The organism is Chromobacterium subtsugae, from assembly GCF_035919665.1.
GTDB classification, from domain to species: Bacteria; Pseudomonadota; Gammaproteobacteria; order Burkholderiales; family Chromobacteriaceae; genus Chromobacterium; species Chromobacterium subtsugae.
Genome location: NZ_CP142381.1, coordinates 202,268 through 218,620 on the forward strand (window position 1 = coordinate 202,268; position 16,353 = coordinate 218,620).

General features: G+C 67.2%; 19 protein-coding genes. 4 read left to right on the forward strand and 15 right to left on the reverse strand.

From position 1 onward, the window contains the following. Positions 1-88: 88 nt before the first annotated feature. From U6115_RS00945 to hemL, 4 genes are all read right to left on the reverse strand, one after another. Entirely contained in the window at positions 89-1,441 is a 1,353-nt protein-coding gene (locus tag U6115_RS00945; protein WP_043572930.1) for a hypothetical protein, read from the reverse strand. 57 nt (positions 1,442-1,498) lie between these two features. Further along, positions 1,499-2,824, reverse strand: coding sequence for a hypothetical protein (locus tag U6115_RS00950; RefSeq protein WP_043572932.1), 1,326 nt, complete (start codon positions 2,822-2,824; stop codon positions 1,499-1,501). Positions 2,825-2,987: 163 nt separating this feature from the next. After that, positions 2,988-4,271 (reverse strand): hypothetical protein, encoded by a 1,284-nt coding sequence (locus tag U6115_RS00955; protein WP_146008403.1) that lies wholly within the window; start codon positions 4,269-4,271, stop codon positions 2,988-2,990. Positions 4,272-4,418: 147 nt separating this feature from the next. Beyond that, positions 4,419-5,696, reverse strand: a complete 1,278-nt coding sequence (gene hemL, locus U6115_RS00960; protein WP_043572937.1) for a glutamate-1-semialdehyde 2,1-aminomutase — start codon at positions 5,694-5,696, stop codon at positions 4,419-4,421. A 365-nt stretch (positions 5,697-6,061) separates the two neighbouring features. Between hemL and U6115_RS00965 the strand changes: the two genes are divergently transcribed. Beyond that, entirely contained in the window at positions 6,062-6,427 is a 366-nt protein-coding gene (locus U6115_RS00965; RefSeq protein ID WP_043572941.1) for a hypothetical protein, read from the forward strand. Positions 6,428-6,479: 52 nt separating this feature from the next. Here the strand turns inward: U6115_RS00965 and U6115_RS00970 are convergent, their stop codons facing one another. From U6115_RS00970 to U6115_RS00995, 6 genes are read right to left on the reverse strand one after another with little or no spacing between them, the layout of a single operon-like run. Beyond that, positions 6,480-6,941, reverse strand: a complete 462-nt coding sequence (locus U6115_RS00970; protein ID WP_043572943.1) for a CYTH domain-containing protein — start codon at positions 6,939-6,941, stop codon at positions 6,480-6,482. Positions 6,942-6,945: 4 nt separating this feature from the next. Continuing rightward, complete coding sequence (locus tag U6115_RS00975; protein WP_146008402.1) at positions 6,946-7,401, reverse strand: hypothetical protein; 456 nt, start codon at positions 7,399-7,401, stop codon at positions 6,946-6,948. Positions 7,402-7,414: 13 nt separating this feature from the next. Then, a complete protein-coding gene (locus U6115_RS00980) occupies positions 7,415-7,831 on the reverse strand; it encodes a CopD family protein (protein ID WP_043572948.1) in 417 nt (138 codons plus the stop codon). 42 nt (positions 7,832-7,873) lie between these two features. Then, entirely contained in the window at positions 7,874-8,221 is a 348-nt protein-coding gene (locus U6115_RS00985; RefSeq protein WP_043572950.1) for an MmcQ/YjbR family DNA-binding protein, read from the reverse strand. 3 nt (positions 8,222-8,224) lie between these two features. Continuing rightward, positions 8,225-9,046 (reverse strand): M48 family metallopeptidase, encoded by an 822-nt coding sequence (locus U6115_RS00990; RefSeq protein ID WP_043572953.1) that lies wholly within the window; start codon positions 9,044-9,046, stop codon positions 8,225-8,227. A 5-nt stretch (positions 9,047-9,051) separates the two neighbouring features. After that, positions 9,052-9,249 (reverse strand): rubredoxin, encoded by a 198-nt coding sequence (locus U6115_RS00995; protein WP_425266101.1) that lies wholly within the window; start codon positions 9,247-9,249, stop codon positions 9,052-9,054. 41 nt (positions 9,250-9,290) lie between these two features. Between U6115_RS00995 and thiD the strand changes: the two genes are divergently transcribed. The 3 genes from thiD (at position 9,291) to U6115_RS01010 (ending at position 11,567) form a co-directional block, all read left to right on the forward strand. Continuing rightward, positions 9,291-10,133 (forward strand): bifunctional hydroxymethylpyrimidine kinase/phosphomethylpyrimidine kinase, encoded by an 843-nt coding sequence (gene thiD, locus U6115_RS01000; protein ID WP_043572955.1) that lies wholly within the window; start codon positions 9,291-9,293, stop codon positions 10,131-10,133. Beyond that, on the forward strand, positions 10,117-10,743 hold the full coding sequence (gene thiE, locus U6115_RS01005; RefSeq protein ID WP_043572957.1) for a thiamine phosphate synthase: 627 nt from the start codon (positions 10,117-10,119) through the stop codon (positions 10,741-10,743). The genes thiD and thiE overlap by 17 nt, the downstream gene beginning before the upstream one ends. Before the next feature lie 119 nt (positions 10,744-10,862). Further along, a complete protein-coding gene (locus tag U6115_RS01010; RefSeq protein ID WP_146008401.1) occupies positions 10,863-11,567 on the forward strand; it encodes a hypothetical protein in 705 nt (234 codons plus the stop codon). 9 nt (positions 11,568-11,576) lie between these two features. Here the strand turns inward: U6115_RS01010 and U6115_RS01015 are convergent, their stop codons facing one another. The 5 genes from U6115_RS01015 to pgl form a co-directional block, all read right to left on the reverse strand. Then, complete coding sequence (locus tag U6115_RS01015) at positions 11,577-11,942, reverse strand: hypothetical protein (RefSeq protein ID WP_047243631.1); 366 nt, start codon at positions 11,940-11,942, stop codon at positions 11,577-11,579. A gap of 171 nt (positions 11,943-12,113) precedes the next feature. Further along, positions 12,114-13,757, reverse strand: a complete 1,644-nt coding sequence (gene pgi, locus U6115_RS01020) for a glucose-6-phosphate isomerase (protein WP_043572965.1) — start codon at positions 13,755-13,757, stop codon at positions 12,114-12,116. A gap of 10 nt (positions 13,758-13,767) precedes the next feature. Then, positions 13,768-14,616 (reverse strand): transcriptional regulator HexR, encoded by an 849-nt coding sequence (gene hexR, locus U6115_RS01025; RefSeq protein WP_043572968.1) that lies wholly within the window; start codon positions 14,614-14,616, stop codon positions 13,768-13,770. Then, on the reverse strand, positions 14,609-15,655 hold the full coding sequence (locus tag U6115_RS01030; RefSeq protein ID WP_043572971.1) for a glucokinase: 1,047 nt from the start codon (positions 15,653-15,655) through the stop codon (positions 14,609-14,611). Before U6115_RS01030 ends, hexR begins: the two co-directional genes overlap by 8 nt. Further along, positions 15,636-16,313: a 6-phosphogluconolactonase gene (pgl, locus tag U6115_RS01035; protein ID WP_043572973.1), complete on the reverse strand. Its 678-nt coding sequence runs from the start codon at positions 16,311-16,313 to the stop codon at positions 15,636-15,638. Before pgl ends, U6115_RS01030 begins: the two co-directional genes overlap by 20 nt. Positions 16,314-16,353 lie beyond the last annotated feature (40 nt).

The window sequence follows — 16,353 nt, forward strand, 5'->3', positions numbered from 1 at the left end:
GCCGATGTTGCCGGATTCGGCCCGCGCTGCAAAGCCGAATGCGAAAACGGCGGCCTAAGCCGCCGTTTCCTATCGCACTCAGGAGCGCTTACTGCTGCGCCGCCGGCTCGCGGTCGCAACCGCCGGGCTGGGTGGCCTCGTTGCGCAGCCGCTGGTACTGCTTGCCGTCCCAGCGCCACAGCGATTCGCAGAAGCCGTTGCCGGACAGGCGGATGTCGTTGCGCGGATTGTCGTCCGGGCTGTTCGGACCGTCGGTCACCACCACCACCTTGGTGGCCGGCACGCCCAGGCTGACGCGCAGATGGCCGTCGTCGTCGCGATCGAAAGTCCAGATGCTCTGGCCGGTCGCGCCGGAGGTGCAGCTGTCGCCGCCGCGGATCCAGATCTCGTTGTGGTCCTCGTCATGCGTCTTGCCATAGGAGCCGCTCAGGCGGAACGGCGTCCGGCACTGCTCGGTGACAAAGCCCCAGGTGTCCTGGTCCTTGACCACATAGGTCGCGCCCAGCGCGGCCAGCACGTCCTTCAGATCGGCGTCGGACAGCTTGTTGCCGTCGTCGAACAAGGCGGCGTTGGCGTCGGCCGGCGGCTGGTTGGCCGCCGCGCTCTCATCGCCGCTTTCGTCGCCGCTGTCATCGTTCTGCGCGGAAGTGTCATTGCCGGCGTCGGACCAGCTCTGCCAGCGCTGGCGGCAGTCGTCATCGGCGCACTGATACAGGCCGGTCTTGTCGTCGAAGACGAAACGGTAGCGTTGCTTGTCGCCGCCGACGCTCAGCTGCAACGGATAATAGCCGTCGCCGGATCCGGCTTCGACGCGGTAGTCGAAACGCTGCTCGGCATCGCTCGGCAGCTTGCCGAACAGCTCGCCGCCGATGTTCTCGATCTGATCCTTGCGCGCGGCCAACAGCAGCGGCTCGCCGCGCCGGCTCGTCATGCCCTCCAGCAACCAGCCCATGTCGCCCTTGCCATTCAACTGCAGCAGCCGGACATCGGACGGCGCCTTGCGGGCGTCGTCGATGAAGGACACCATCCGGGTGCTGGCGATCAGTTCATGGCTGTCGCCATTGGCGATGGCCGCGCCCAGCGCGCTCCAGAGATCGAGGCCGCCGGTCTCGGTTTGCACAGTGTGGCCGTCGGCGCCGGCCAGCAGATACAGGCGCGGGCCGGCGGCGCTGTCGACGCGGTCCAGCTGCACGGGCTTCATGCAGTAGTCGGCGTCGCTGTCGTTATTGGCCCAGCAATGCTGCTTGCCGTCGTAGGCGTCATGGCCGTACAGCTTGTCCATCAGTTCGGCGGCCAGCCGGCGATTCTGCTCGCTGCCCAGGTCCAGCCGCTCGGCGCGGCCATTGCTCTGATGCAGCACGCGGTAGGCGGCGAATATCAGGCCCAGCAGCAGCACGCCGACGATCGCCAGCGCGATCCAGTGTTTCTTGTTGAATTTCACGGAATATCCTTGGAAAATCTTTGGCCAGCGCGGCCGCAGGCTTGCGGCCGTCTGTTCTTACTCGCCGCCGCAGCCGCCGGGCTGGGTGGCGATGTTCTTCAGATGCGCGTACTGGCTGCCGTCCCAGCGCCACACCGCTTCGCAGAAGCCGTTGCTGGACAGGCGCAAGTCGTAGCGGCCGTTGTTGAGGTCGCCGGTCACCACGGTCTTGCTAGCCGGCACGCCCAGGTTGGCGCGCAGGTGGCCGTCTTCGCCGCGGATGAACAGCCACATGCTCTGGCCGGTGGTGCCGGAAGTGCAGGCGCTGCCGCCTTCCAGCCACAGTTCGTTGTGGCTGTCCTTTTCGTCGCTCGGGTAGGAAGCGCTCAGCTTGAACGGCTGCCGGCATTGCTCGGTGACGAAGCCCCAGTTGTCCTGATCCTTGACCACATAGCTCGCGCCCAGCGCCGCCAGCACGTCCTTCAGGTCGGCGGCGGACAGCTTGTTGCCGTCGTCGAACAAGGCGGCGTTGGCGTCGGCCGGCGGCTGCGCCGGCTGCTCGCCGTCATCGTCGTCGGCCGCCGGCTCCTGATATGCCGGAATGCCCTGTTGCTTGCGGCAGGCCTGGTCGGCGCAGACGTAATGCCACGCCTTGTGGTCAAAGACGAAACGGAAGCTGGCCGCCGTTTTGTCCTTGTCCTGTTTCACCGTCAGCAACAGCGGGTAGACCTTGGCATCGGCCTTGGACGCGTCCGGCCGGTAGTCGAAGCTCAGCTCCTCCGACATGCCTTCGCTCTTGCCGAACAAGTCGCCGCTGATCTCCACCACCTTCTTGCCCTTGGGCGCGAACAGCTGCGGGAAACTGGCGGAAATTCCCTGATGCATGTCGCCGCCCTCGGCGAACCAGGCCATATAGCCGGTCGCCGACAAGGGCAGCAGCTTCACCTCGCTGGGCGCGCTGGCGAATCCGTTGGTAAAGGGCAATTCCCGGTCGCCGGCGATCAATTCCTGAGTCTTGGCATTGATCACGAAAGCGCCGACCAAGGCCTGCGAGTCGGCATGGCTGGCATCCGGGAAGCTGCCGCCGGCGAACAGATAGAGCCGCTCCTCGCCTTCTGCCTGCACACGGTCCAAGGCCAACGGCTTCATGCAGTAGGTGACGGTTTCTTCCCCGCCATTGCCGGCGTCGATGTTCCAGCAGCCCTGCTTGCCATCGCGCGCGTCCCGGCCATACATCTTGTCCATGATGTCGTCGGCCAGTTGCTTCCCTGGTTCCCCATCCAGCGCCAGCCGCTCCACCTGCACCGCCTGGTGCGCTTTCCAATATTTCCAACCGCCGAAGCCGACTGCGATCAGCAATAGCGCGCCGCCTGCCAGCAACGCGAGTTTTTTCTTGTTTCCCATAATGGTCTTAACCCGGATGGCTTGATGCCAATTGAAAAAATACTCGTCAGTAAATTTGACTTGTCATTCTATCAGGCCAAGTGAGGGGCGTGGCTTGACTGGCGAACGGACAGGGCAGGCAGGACGGCTGGAAAACGAAACGGCGGCCCGCGCCGCCGTTCCGCTAGAGATCGGCGCCGTCGCAGCCGCCGCTCTGGGTGGGAATGTTCAACAGATGGACGAAGGCCTTGCCGTTCCAGCGCCACAGCCGGTCGCAGAAACCGGCCGAGCCGACGCGCAGGTCATGCACGCCCGCCGACACGTCGCGGGTGCGGCGCACATCGGCGGCCGGCATGCCCAGATTGGCGCGCAGGCGGCCATCGTCGCCGCGGACAAACACCCAGACCGACGCGCCGGCCGCGCCCGAAGTGCAACCGTCGCCGCCGCGCACCCACAGCTGCTCCTGGCCGCCGTCGCGCTCGAAATGGGCGTCCAGCGGATAGGGCGCGTCGCAGCCGTTCTGGCCGACGAAGCCGGCCGCGCCGTCCTCGGCGACGTAGCGCATGCCCAATTGGCCCAGCACGTCTCGCAGATCGGCGTCGGACAACTTGCGGCCGCGGCCGAACAGCGCTTCGTTGGCGTCGGCCGCCGGCGCTTGCTGGGCGTTTGCCACCCGCTCCGGCCGCGTCGGCAGACCGGCGCGCACCCGGCAGTCGACATCGGCGCAAACATATTCCCAGCGGCGGCGGTCGAAACGGAAATCGAAACTGGCCAACTGCTTGTCCTTGCCGTCGCGGACGACCAGCGACAGCGGGTAGACCCGGCCGCCGCGCTGGGCGCTGTCCAGCTGGTAGGCGAACTTCAGCCCGGCGACGGCATCGGCGTCGCGGCCGAATACCTCGCCGCCTATCGCCACCACCTCGTCGCCCCTGGGCGCGTAAAACTGCGGAAACTCCTCGACGCCGGCGCGGCCGGCCGCGAACCAGCCCATATAACCGTCTCCGGACAATTGCAGCAACTGCACCTGCTCCGGGCCGGCGGCCTTCTGGTTGAGAAAATCCAGCTCCCGGCTGCCGGCGATCGGCGCCAGGGTATCGGCGTCGGCGACGAAAGCGCCGACCATGCCGCCGCGCTCCTCGTCGCGCGCGCCATCCTTGCCGCCGCCGGCGAACAGGTACAGCCGGCGCTCGCGGCCGATCGCGGCGCGGTCCAGCGCCAGCGGGCGCAGGCAGTAGTCGCCGCCGTCCTCGCGCAGGTAATGCCAGCAATCCCGCCGCGCGTCATGCTGCTCGCTGCCGTAGGCCCGGTTCATCAGGCTGGCCGCCAGTTCGCGCCCGGGCGCGGCCGCCAATGCCAGCCTTTCCACTTTGATCTGGTCGCCGCCCCTCAGCAGCCAGCCGACGGCCAGGGTCGCGGCCGCCAGCGCGCACGCGCCCGCGGCCAGGCGCAGCCTGGTCTTCCTTTCCATCCACATCCCCCTTGAACCACAATGTCCCGCAGGCCTGATCGGCCGGTATCGTTTTTGCAATGCACGGGAATTTTACCAATTCGGCCGGATTTCTTCAGCGCAATAAAAAAGGGAGCCTGGGCTCCCTTGTCCGCCGCCGCTGCCGCGTCAGATGCGCGCGAAGGCGCGGCCGGCTGCGGCGATGGTCTGCTCTATCATCTCGTCGCTGTGGGCGATGGAGACGAAGCCGGCCTCGTAGGCCGACGGCGCGAAGTAGATGCCCTCATCCAGCATCGCGTGGAAGAAGCGCTTGAAGGCCTCGATGTCGCAGCGGGTGGCTTCGGCGTGCGACTTCGGCGCCGCGGCGCTGAAGTAAAAGCCGAACATGCCGCCGACGCTGTCGCTGGACAGCGTGACGCCCGCCTGCCGCGCCGCTTCGGCCAGGCCCTGCGCCAGCCGCGCGCTGCGCCGGCCCAGGGTGTCGTGGAAGCCGGGCTGCTGGATCAGCTTCAGCGTGGCGAGGCCGGCGGCCACCGACAGCGGATTGCCGGACAGCGTGCCGGCCTGGTAAACGGTGCCCAGGGGCGCGATCTTGCCCATGATGTCGGCGCGGCCGCCGAAAGCCGCCAGCGGCATGCCGCCGCCCACCACCTTGCCCAGCGTGGTGAGGTCGGGCTTGACGCCGTGCAGGCTCTGCGCGCAGCCCAGCGCCACGCGGAAGCCGGTCATCACCTCGTCGTAGATCAGCACCGCGCCGTGCCGCTCGGTCAGGCTGCGCAGCGTTTTGACGAACTCGGCCGACGGCTGGATCAGGTTCATATTGCCGGCGATCGGCTCCAGGATCACGCAGGCGATCTTGTCGCCGATCTCGGCGAAGGTGCGCGACAGCTGCTCGACATCGTTGTACTGCAGCACCAGCGTGTGTTGGGTGAAATCGGCCGGCACGCCGCCCGACGACGGGTTGCCGAAGGTCAAGAGGCCGGAGCCGGCCTTCACCAGCAGGCTGTCCGAATGGCCGTGGTAGCAGCCCTCGAACTTGACGATCAGGTCGCGGCCGGTGAAGCCGCGCGCCAGGCGGATGGCGGTCATCGTCGCCTCGGTGCCGGACGACACCAGCCGCACCTGCTCGATCGACGGCAGTAGCTTGCAGATTTCCTCGGCGATCACCACTTCGCCCTCGGTCGGCGCGCCGAAGGACAAGCCGCCGACAGCGGCGTCCTGCACCGCCTTCACCACCTCCGGATGGGCGTGGCCGACGATGGCCGGGCCCCAGGAGCCGACGTAATCCAGATACTGTTTGCCGTCGGCATCCCAGAAATAGGCACCTTCGGCGCGGGCGACGAAGCGCGGCGTGCCGCCGACCTGGCCAAAGGCGCGCACCGGCGAGTTGACGCCGCCGGGGATCACTTTCTTGCCACGTTCGAACAGTTCCAGATTGCGGGACATGGATTTTCCTTGTCTGGCGGCGTCAGCCGCGAAATGAGAGGGCGCGGCGGCGCAGATGGGGCCGTCGTGATGCCGCCATTTTACCCGAGTGGCGGTCTCGATGGGTGGCGTGTGGATAAGATTGAAAAAACGGGATTGCTGTGGATAAGTGAGGCATCCCTATCCTGCGGGGCGTCAAAGAAGAGCGGTCCCGCCGGCGCAGGGACGGAGTGGATCGGCTCCGGAACAAGCGCCTTTGCGGCGAAGGGGGGCGGAGGTGGACGAATGCCGCCGCCAGCCGATGGCGATTCAGGAAGCGATGCCGCTAGAGCCGCGGCCGGGAAAACGGTAAAGTCGGGCCCGCATTGGATACTTTGGAGTTTGGCATGGCCAAGTTGGCTCGTTGGGGTCTGTTTTCGCTGTTTGGCATCTATGCCTTGATCTCCCCGCTTTATTTTCGTCAGGTCTTTCATCTGACCGATCTCGGGGCGATGTCGGTGCTGATGCTGGCGCGGGAGCTGTTTTTGTACCTGCTCGGTTCTTTGAGCTTGCTGATCGCGATATGGCAAAGCCGCTCAAGCCATGCGCGGGGCAAGTTCTGCTATCTGGCAGCCGCTTTGCTACTAGCGGTGACGGCGATCATGATAGGGCTGTCTTATTATCGGGCGATATATATGCTGGGAGGATGCTCGATTGCCGTGATGGGCTTTGGGCTGAGCCTGGCGCATCGACCGGAGCATGCGCCGGCCTAGTCTTGCATGCCGGCAGCCGACGCCGCGTCAGCGGCGGCTGCCCGTTCCCGCACTACCAGCGCGTGTAGGGCTGCTTGGACAGATAGGCGTTGGTGTAGCGGCCGTCATGGGTGACTTCCTCGCCCACCCACGCCGGCTTGGCGAACGGCGTGTCCTCGCTAGGCAGCTCGATCTCGGCCAGCACCAGGCCGGCGTTGTCGCCGAAGAATTCGTCCACTTCCCAGACGAAGCCGCCATGCTCGATGCGGTGGCGCAGCTTGTCCACCACCATCGGGCACATCGCCGCCATGATGGTCTGGGCGTCGGCCAGCGGAATCGGGTATTCGAACTCATGGCGGCTGACATCGCTGATATTGCCTTTCAGCGTCAGCCAGGCTTGCTGGCCCACCACGCGCACGCGCACGGTGCGCTCCTTCTCCACCGACAGATAGCCCTGGCGGTACTGCACCGCCGGCGCCAGGCCGCGCCAGGCGTCGCCGCTCACCACGAAGCGGCGTTCGATTTCCAGTCCCATTCATTCATTCCTTTGTTTTGGCCGGCGCCGCCGGCGGGCAAGCCGCCTGCGGCTCCAGGTAAAAAGTGAGGCTGCTGCGCTGCGGCTCCACGCCGGGCGCATGGCCATAGGGGTAGACCAGCAGCGGCAAGCCGCCCAGCAGCTGGCGGCCGCCCTCCAGCGCCAGCTGGCTGTCCAGCTGTTGCGCGCCAGCCTCGTCGCGCCAGCTCAGCCGGAAGCTGAGCAGCGGGTGCGGATGGTTGCGCAGCGCCTGCAGCCGGCCGCTCACCTCCAGCGCCGCGCCGTCGCGCTGCTGATCGGCGCCGAAGCCGCCGTCGGCGGCCAGGCACAGCGGCAGTTGCCGCACGACTTCGCCGTCGCGCTCCACGCTCAGCAGCAGCGCCGGCGGCAAAGCGGCCGCGGCGGCGGCCTGAACCAGCCAGCCGGCCAGCAACGGCCCGGCAAACCATGCGCGCCTCATCGCAACGCTCCCATCAGAACGGCTTGACCACCACCAGGATCACCACCGCCAGCAACACCAGCACCGGCAGCTCGTTGAACACGCGGAACCAGACATGGCTCTTGCGGTTGCTGCGGGTGAGGAAGTCGCGGCCCAGCTTGGCGCAATAGCCGTGATACGCCGCCAGCACGCCCACCAGCGCCATCTTGGCGTGCAGCCAACCGCCGCCGATGCCGAAATCCAGCCACAGCGCGAGGCCGGTGCCCACCGCCAGCACCGCCAGCGGCGTCATGAAGCGGAACAGCTTGCGCGCCATCTGCAGCAGGCGGTCGTATTCCGCCGGCTGCTGCGCCATCGCCAGGTTGACGAAGATGCGCGGCAGGTAGAACAGCCCGGCGAACCAGGACACCACGAAAAAGATATGGAAGGCTTTCAGATACAGATAACTCATGGGGTTTCCTTGTGGAGGCGGATGGGCGCGCGGCCCGCCGCCTCATTGCCAGGCCAGGCGCTGGCTTTTGGGCAGCTTGCTCAGCGCCAGTTCGCGCGAGCGGGCGATGCCCGCGCGGATGTCGTCCGGCGACAGCGCCTCGGTGGACAACACCTGGATCCAGCGCGCCCGCGCCAGGTAAGGCGCCGGCCGCGCGCCGGGCAGGCCGGACAGCGTCAGGAAGTCGTCGTCGGCCACCTTGTAGCTCAGGCCGTCGCCGCCGCAGGCCAGGAACATCTTGCCGCCGATCGACACCACCCGCACGCCGCCCCATTTGACGTCGAAAACGGCGCCGGGCAGCCCGCGGGCGTAGCCCAGCATGTCGTCGAGGAAGGCGGCGGACAGGACCATCGCTCAGCCCTTTTTCGGCGCGGCCAGGTACAGCGGCCATACCTGCGGGATGTGGGCCTGCAGGTCGCGGATGCGGGTGGGGCCGGACGGGTGGGTGGACAGAAACTCCATGCCGCCGCCGTTGCCGGCCGCCTGCATCTTCTGCCACACGTTCACCGCCGCGTTGGGGTCGTAGCCGGCGCGCGCCATCAGTTCCAGCCCCATGATGTCGGCCTCGGACTCCATGGTGCGGCTATGCGGCTTGCTCAGCGTCACGTCGGTCACCAGCGAAGCCAGTTTCAGCTGGTCGGCGCTGAAGCCGGCCAGCGCGCCCACCAGCGACAGGCCGGCCTGCTGCGCGTATTCCTGGCTCATGCTCTCGCGGGTGTGCTCGCGCAGCGCGTGCGAGATCTCATGGCCGATCACCGCCGCCAGCTCGGCGTCGGTCAGCTTCAGCTGGCTGACCAGGCCGGAGTAGACCATGATCTTGCCGCCGGCCATCGCGTAGGCGTTCATGTCGTCGGTAGCGAGCACGTTCACCTCCCAGGGCCAGCCCCGGGCGTCGACGCGGAAGGCCGGCGTCTGCGCGATCAGCCGCTGCGACACGCGCCGCACCCGCGCGGTCAGCGCGGCGTTGGTGTTGAGCCGGCCGGCGGCGCGCGCCTCGCCCAGCTGCTGCGCGTACGCCTTGGCCGACATCTGCGCCACTTCCTGGCTGGACAGCAGCATGCTCTGGCTGCGGCTGACGCCGACCGCGCCGCCGCCGGTGGTGCTGACCTGGGCGCAAGCCGCCAACAGCGCCGCCAGCGCGGCGCCGGACAGCCATCGTTTCCATTGCGTGGACATCGCGGTCAGATCTCCACCATCTGGAAATCGTCCTTGCGCGCGTCGCAATCGGGACAGGTCCAGTTGGGCGGCAGGTCTTCCCAGCGGGTGCCGGGCGGGATGCCGTCTTCCGGCCGGCCGGCTTCCTCGTCGTAGATGAAACCGCAGATCAGACACATCCAAGTACGCATCGCTTCGCCCTCGTGTTCGGATAAAATGAACATTCTAAATCGTGCCACCGCAATAAAACAAAAGAGGTTAGCCCTTGACCACTCCTCCCTCCCCTCCCGTGGTACTGACCCTGGCCGGTTCCGACCCCTCCGGCGGCGCCGGCATCCAGGCCGACATCCTGACGCTGGCCAGCCTGGGCTGCCATCCGCTGTCGGTGATCACCGCCATCACGGTGCAGGACACCGTCGGCGTCAACGACCTGATGGTGCTGGACGCGGACTGGGTCAACGACCAGGCCCGCTTCCTGATGGAAGACATGCCGGTGGCCGCGTTCAAGATCGGCATGCTGGGCAGCGTGGAAAACGTCGCCGTGGTGGCGCAGCTGCTAGCCGACTACCCCGACATCCCGGTGGTGCTGGACCCGGTGCTGGCCAGCGGCGGCGGCCACGAACTGGCCGACGAGGACTTGATAGGCGCGATGCGCGACATACTGATTCCGCAGGTGTCGATCCTGACGCCCAACAGCCTGGAGGCCCGCCGGCTGGCCAGCAACGACCCGGACGACGACGAAGAACTGACGCTGGACCAGTGCGCCGAGCGCATCCTGGCGCTGGGCTGCCCCTATCTGTTGATAACCGGTACCCACGAAAATACCAAGGAAGTCGTCAACAGCCTGTACAGCCCGGACGGCGTGGTACGCGCCGACCACTGGGAGCGGCTGCCCGGCAGCTATCACGGCTCCGGCTGCACGCTGGCGTCCGCCATCGCCGGCATGCTGGCCACCGGCCTGCTGCTGCCGGAAGCGGTGCGCGAGGCGCAGGAATACACCTACCAGACCCTGCTCAACGGCTTCCGCCCCGGCATGGGCCAATTCCTGCCCGACCGCATGTTCTGGGCGCGCGGCGACGACGAGGACAGCGATGGCAAACCGGATTGAGGGGCTGTACGCGGTCACGCCCGACGGCTGCGACAGCGAAAGGCTGCTGGAACTGGCGGCGGCGGCGCTGGAGGGCGGCGCGCGGGTGCTGCAATACCGCGACAAGAGCCGCGACCCGGCGCGCCGGCTGTGGCAGGCCAATCTGCTGGCCAGCCTGTGCCGCGGCCGCGGCGCCGCCTTCATCGTCAACGACGACATCGAATTGGCGCTGGCGACCGGGGCGGACGGCATCCACCTGGGCCGCGACGACGGCGACATCGCCGCCGCGCGCGCGCGGCTGGGGCCGGCGGCCATCATAGGCGCGTCCTGCTACGACCAGCTGGAGCTGGCGCGGCGGGCGGCGGCGGCCGGCGCCAGCTACGTCGCCTTCGGCGCGGTGTTTCCGTCGCAGACCAAGCCCGGCGCGGCGGCCGCGCCGCTGTCGCTGTTCGCCGAGGCGGCCGCGCTGCGGCTGCCGCGGGTGGCGATAGGCGGCATCACCGCCGCCAACGCCGGCCAGGCCATCCAGGCCGGCGCCGACGCCATCGCGGTGATAGGCGGCCTGTTCGACCAGCTGGACCCGGCCGCGGCGGCGCGGGAGCTGGCGGCGATGTTCCCGCAACCGGCGTAAGCCCGCGGCTTGGCGCCGTCCGCCCTTGCGGCCGCCGCATCCCAAAATGCTAAAATCGCCGCTTTACGCAAAACAAAGGCATGCCGCCCCGCGCCGCGCATGCCGAAGCAGAAAGCGCGATGTTGATGAAAACCGTGATGATGCCGCTGCTGGCGGCAACCCTGTTGAGCGCCTGCGGCAGCGGCGCGCCTCGCCTGCGGGAAGCGCCCGTTCTCCGCAACGCGCCTCCGGCCCGCTCGAAATCCTTTCCGGTGAAGATCGAGTCCAAATCCGCATTCACTTCCCGGAAAAAGCTGAATTTCGGCCCGCTGACCCTGTATCGGGTCAGGGACGCACGCGGCGCGATCAATCTGGTCGTATCCGGCAATCCGGGCTACAGCGTCGGCCAATGCATGACCTTGTGGCGTTCCGTCTCGGGCGCGCAGTGGGAGATGTACCATGACTACAGCAACGCCTACCCCAGGTTGACCCGGGCCAATGGCGATTGCTCGGCGTTGAAGATTGAGCCCAGCGGCAACGAGCGCTATTACTACACCCAGTACGACTGGAACTGGAATCAGATCGAGACCTTCATCCGCGACATCCAGCTGGGCAGGACCGAGGCCGAGCTCCTGTCGGAGCTGGGCGCGCCAGATGCCAGCTACGTCAACGGCAAAACCACTTACCTGAGCTACACCCGCGCCTCGACATCCGTCTACGGCGACGTGCAAAACGGCTCCGGCGGCTTCAGCAGCCGGCAGAACTTCTGCAAACGCACGTTCATGGTGCAGGCCGGGATCATCGTCAATTACACGCTGGAAGGCAACGACTGCCGCCTGAAATGACCGCAGCGCCTACAGCAGGCTGATATCCGCCAGCCGGTAGGTGGCGCCGCGGTCTTCCTGGCAGAACACCCGCGCCTGGATTCGGACCGCGCGGCCCTTGAAGCGGGCCATGCCCGGCTGGCTCAGCGCCAGGCTGGACAGGCGCTGGCCGCCGCAAGCCGCGCCGTCGTCGAAGCGCAGCGGCCGCGCCAGCTTCAGGTGATAAGCCTGGAAAAACGTGCCCTCGGCCTTGCTGCCGGTGTGCAGCGGCCCGACCACGGTGCCGCTGAGGATGATGGGAGCGGCGGCGTCGCCGGCCGGGTGGACAGGCTGGCCGGCGCCATGGCCGGCCAGGCTGAAAGCCAGCAGGACGCCGGCCAGCAAGGTACTGCGCAACTTACACATCCCGATGATTCTTCTTCAGTCCGTTGTTTTTGTCTGACTTGGCCCGCCATTTCAGCAGCCGGCATCCTGTCCGACAATCGGGGAAATCCCGACTGTGGCGCCAGGCAAACAAAACCCCCGCGCGAGGCGGGGGCGGATCAGGGAAACCGACGGCGCGGCGGCTCAGGCGTTGGCCTTGCGGTACAGCTGGATCAGCCGGCTGGTGGAGCTGTCGTGCGCGGCCAGCGGCAGCTTGCCGGTCAGCTCGCCGTGAATGGTCTTGGCCAGCTGCTTGCCCAGCTCCACGCCCCATTGGTCGAAGCTGTTGATGTGCCAGATCACGCCCTGGACGAAGATCTTGTGCTCGTACAGCGCGATCAATGAACCCAGGTTGCGCGGGTCCAGCCGGCTCATCAGCAGGGTGTTGGTCGGGCGGTTGCCGTCGAACACCTTGTGCGGCACCAATTCGTCCAGCGCCTCGCCCTTCAGGCCCTGCTCGGCCAGTTCGGCGCGCGCCTCGTCGGCGGTCTTGCCGCGCATGAAGGCCTCGGCCTGGGCGAACACGTTGGCCAGCAGGATCTCGTGGTGGCCCGGCAGGCTGGAACGGTTTTCCAGCGAGGCGATCAGGTCGATCGGCGAAATGTGGGTGCCCTGGTGCAACAGCTGGAAGAAGGCGTGCTGGCCGTTGATGCCGGTTTCGCCCCAGATGATCGGCGCGGTCTCGAAATTGACCGGCTGGCCGTCCAGCATGGTCTTCTTGCCGTTGGACTCCATGTCCAGCTGCTGGATGAAAGCCGGCAGCCGGTGCAGGTACTGGTCGTACGGCGCGATTACGTGCGAGCCGCCGCCGTAGTAGTTGATGTACCAGACGCCTATCATCGCCAGCAGCACCGGCATGTTCTGCTCGAACGGCGCGTTCTTGAAATGCTGGTCCATGATGTGGGCGCCGTTGAGGAGCTCGGTGAAGTTCTCCTCGCCCAGGTACAGCATGATGGGCAGGCCGATGGCCGACCACAGGCTGTAGCGGCCGCCCACCCAGTCCCAGAATTCGAACATATTGGCCGGGTCGATGCCGAAGTCGGCCACCGCCTTCTGGTTGGTGGACACCGCGACGAAGTGCTTGGCCACCGCCTTTTCGTCGCGCGCGCGCGCCACGAACCACTCGCGCGCGGTCAGCGCGTTGGTCAGCGTCTCCTGGGTGGTGAAGGTCTTGGACTCCACCACGAACAGCGTGGTCTCCGGATGCACCTTCTTCAGCGTTTCCTTCAGCTGCGCGCCGTCGACGTTGGAGACGAAGTGCATGTTCAGCCGCGGATGGCCGAAGGGCTTCAGCGCGCTGCAGACCATCAGCGGGCCGAGGTCGGAGCCGCCGATGCCGATGTTGACGATGTCGGTGATCGGCTGATTGGTGTAGCCCAGCCAGTCGCCGGAGCGCACCGCGTGGGAAAACCGGCCCATCCGCTCCAGCACCGAGTTCACCTTCGGCATCACGTCCTCGCCGTCGACCAGGATCGGCGAGTTGGTGCGGTTGCGCAGCGCCGCGTGCAGGACCGCGCGGTTCTCGGTGCGGTTGATCTTCTCGCCCTTGAACATCGCCTTGATCTTGGCCGGCAGGCCGGCTTCGCGCGCCAGCTGCATCAGGCCCAGCAAGGTGGCGTCGGTGATGCGGTTCTTGGAATAGTCGAGGAACAGGCCGCCCACTTCCAGCGAATAGCGCTCGGCCCGCTCCGGATCGGCGGCGAACAGCTCGCGCATGTGCAGGTGCCTGGCCTCGGCGAAATGGTCCCACAGGGCCTGCCAGGCCGGCAGTTCGGTCAGTTCACTCATGACGTATGTCCTATTCCGGTTGTCTATTGTCCAGCCTGCGGTTCTTCAGGCTGTGCTTGGTCTTTTCCAGCTGGCGGATCAGGCCCGGGCCGCGGCGCAGCGCCACGCTCACCGCCAGGATGTCGATCTGCACCAGGTGCACGATGCGCGAGATCATCGGGCTATAGGTTTCATTGTCTTCCAGCGTGTCGGCGATCAAGGACACCGTGGCGCGGCGCGCCAACGGCGAGCCGCTGGTGGTCAGCGCGATCACCTTGGCGCCGGCGGCGATGGCCACGTCCACCGCTTCCAGCAGCTCCATGGTGCGGCCGGAGCTGGAAATGGCCACCAGCACGTCCTCCGGCCCCAGCACCGACGCCGCCATCATCTGGATGTGGGTGTCGGAATAGGCGACGGTGGGAATGCCGAAGCGGAAGAATTTGTGCTGGGCGTCGGCGGCGATGATGCCGGAGTTGCCCAGGCCGTAGAATTCGATGCGGTTGGCGTCGGTCAGCAGCCGCACCGCGGCTTCTATCGCCTGCGGATTGACGTCGTTGCGGCACTTGAGCAGCGCCGACACGGTGTTGTCGAACACCTTGGCGACGATTTCCGAGGTCGGGTCCTCCGGACGCACGCTGGAGTGGACGTAGGGCACGCCGGTCACCAGGCTGCCGGCCAGCTTCAGCTTGAAGTCGGGCAGGCCGGAGCAACCGACGGTGCGGCAGAAACGGATCACGGTGGGCTGGCTGACGCCGGCGTTGCGCGCGATGTCGGCCACCGCGGCCTGGATCACGGTGTAGGGTTGTTCCAGCACCAGCTCGGCCACCTTGCGCTCGGCCGAAGACAGCGTCTCCAGTTGGCCTCGGATGCGATCAAGCATGCATGTCTCCTGCAAAGCCGCCTCGAGGAGGGGTGGAGGCATCCACCGGGGCATGGTCGCTGCGCGACGCCAGATGGGCCGCCAGATGGGCGGCCACGCCCGGCAGGGCCGGGTAGGCGCTGGTAATCAGATAAACCGGGATGGCGGCGAGATAGGCCGACATCCGTCCCTTGTCCTCGAAACGGCGGCGAAATGGGGATTGTTCAAAAAAACCGCTCAGACGCGGCACAATACCACCACCTATATATACCCCGCCATGGGCACCGAGGGTCAAGGCCAGGTTTCCGGCCGCCGAACCGAGGATGCCGCAGAAGATTTCCAGCGCTTCGCGGCAGCGCAGGCAGCGCGCCGACAAGCCCAGCGCGCTGATTTCGGCCGCGCCGCGCGGCTCGGCGCTTTCGCCGTCGCGCGCGCTCAGCGCCTGGTATAGCAATTCCAGGCCGGGGCCGGACAGCAGCCGCTCATAGGAGACATGGCCGAAGCGCGCGGCGGCGTAGCGCCAGATGCCGGCTTCGCGCTCGTCGGCCGGCGCGAACGAGGCGTGGCCGCCTTCGCCGGACAGCGCGCGCCAGCCGCCGGCATGCGGCACCAGCGCCGACATGCCGAGGCCGGTGCCGGGGCCGATCAGCGCCAGCGGCGCGTCGGCGCGGGCCGCGCCGCCGCCTATCTGCTCCAGCTCGGCGCGCGGCAGCCCGGGCAGGGCCAGCGCCAGCGCGGTGAAATCGTTGAGCAGCAGCAAGGTGGCGAAGCCCAGCGCCTGGCGGGTGGCCTCGATCGAAAACGCCCAGTGGCAGTTGGTCATCGCCACCCAGTCGCCGTTCAGCGGATTGGCGATGGCGATGGCGGCGTGGGCGACGCGGCGCGCGCCCACCTGGGCCAGATAGCTTTTCAGCGCGTCTTCCAGCGTCGGGTACTGCGCGTTGGCCAGCACCAGGATGTCTTCTATCACCCCGGGGCCGGTTTCCAGCGCGAAGCGGGCGTTGCTGCCGCCGATGTCGGCCAGCAGCCGCGGCCAGGCTTCAGGCAGACCAGTAGACATCGAGCGGCGCCTTGTCCTGGGCCAGGAAATGGCTGATCGGCAGCGCGTCGTCGCGGCCGCGGGCGGCGGCTTCCAGCACCTCGCGCTTTTTCGCGCCCTGGATCGACAGGATCAGGCAGCCGGCCTGCAGCAGCGCGGCGTAGCTCATCGACACGCGGCGGTGCGGCGCGGCCGGCGGCGTCACCGCCAGCAGCGGGCGGCTGCCTGCCGGGTCGAGGCCGGCGGCCAGTTCGGCGGCGGCGGGGAACAGCGAGGCGGTGTGGCCGTCCTCGCCCATGCCCAGCACCGCGACGTCGGGCGCGATGAATTCATGGCAATCGGCCGCCACTTCGGCGTCGATGTCGGCGGCGGCGCGCACCAGCGGCAAGAAGCGCGCCGGCGCGGCGCGGTTTCGCAGCAGGTGTTGCCGCACCAGGCCGGCGTTGCTGTCCGGGTGGTCCGGCGCGACGAAGCGTTCGTCCACCAGGGTGACGGTGACGCGCGACCAGTCTATCGCCATCTCGCTGAGCAGCTGGAAAAACGGGATCGGCGACTTGCCGCCGGACACCGCCAGCACCGCCTGGCCGCGGCTGGCTATCGCGGCGGACAGCCGCGAAGCCACGCTGTTGGCCAGCGCGTCGGTTTGCTGCGCGGCGTCGGGGAATTCCAACCAGTTCATACGCGTACCTCGGTTGTGGCTTGCCAGGGCGGAAAACGGC

Coding starts and splice junctions, on each gene's coding strand:
- U6115_RS00950 (WP_043572932.1), bottom strand. CDS start 2,824: ATGGGAAACAAGAAAAAACTCGCGTTGCTGGCAGGCGGCGCGCTATTG.
- U6115_RS00955 (WP_146008403.1), bottom strand. CDS start 4,271: ATGGAAAGGAAGACCAGGCTGCGCCTGGCCGCGGGCGCGTGCGCGCTG.
- hemL (WP_043572937.1), bottom strand. CDS start 5,696: ATGTCCCGCAATCTGGAACTGTTCGAACGTGGCAAGAAAGTGATCCCC.
- U6115_RS00965 (WP_043572941.1), top strand. CDS start 6,062: ATGGCCAAGTTGGCTCGTTGGGGTCTGTTTTCGCTGTTTGGCATCTAT.
- U6115_RS00970 (WP_043572943.1), bottom strand. CDS start 6,941: ATGGGACTGGAAATCGAACGCCGCTTCGTGGTGAGCGGCGACGCCTGG.
- U6115_RS00975 (WP_146008402.1), bottom strand. CDS start 7,401: ATGAGGCGCGCATGGTTTGCCGGGCCGTTGCTGGCCGGCTGGCTGGTT.
- U6115_RS00980 (WP_043572948.1), bottom strand. CDS start 7,831: ATGAGTTATCTGTATCTGAAAGCCTTCCATATCTTTTTCGTGGTGTCC.
- U6115_RS00985 (WP_043572950.1), bottom strand. CDS start 8,221: ATGGTCCTGTCCGCCGCCTTCCTCGACGACATGCTGGGCTACGCCCGC.
- U6115_RS00990 (WP_043572953.1), bottom strand. CDS start 9,046: ATGTCCACGCAATGGAAACGATGGCTGTCCGGCGCCGCGCTGGCGGCG.
- U6115_RS00995 (WP_425266101.1), bottom strand. CDS start 9,249: ATGTTCATTTTATCCGAACACGAGGGCGAAGCGATGCGTACTTGGATG.
- thiE (WP_043572957.1), top strand. CDS start 10,117: ATGGCAAACCGGATTGAGGGGCTGTACGCGGTCACGCCCGACGGCTGC.
- U6115_RS01010 (WP_146008401.1), top strand. CDS start 10,863: ATGTTGATGAAAACCGTGATGATGCCGCTGCTGGCGGCAACCCTGTTG.
- pgi (WP_043572965.1), bottom strand. CDS start 13,757: ATGAGTGAACTGACCGAACTGCCGGCCTGGCAGGCCCTGTGGGACCAT.
- hexR (WP_043572968.1), bottom strand. CDS start 14,616: ATGCTTGATCGCATCCGAGGCCAACTGGAGACGCTGTCTTCGGCCGAG.
- U6115_RS01030 (WP_043572971.1), bottom strand. CDS start 15,655: ATGTCTACTGGTCTGCCTGAAGCCTGGCCGCGGCTGCTGGCCGACATC.
- pgl (WP_043572973.1), bottom strand. CDS start 16,313: ATGAACTGGTTGGAATTCCCCGACGCCGCGCAGCAAACCGACGCGCTG.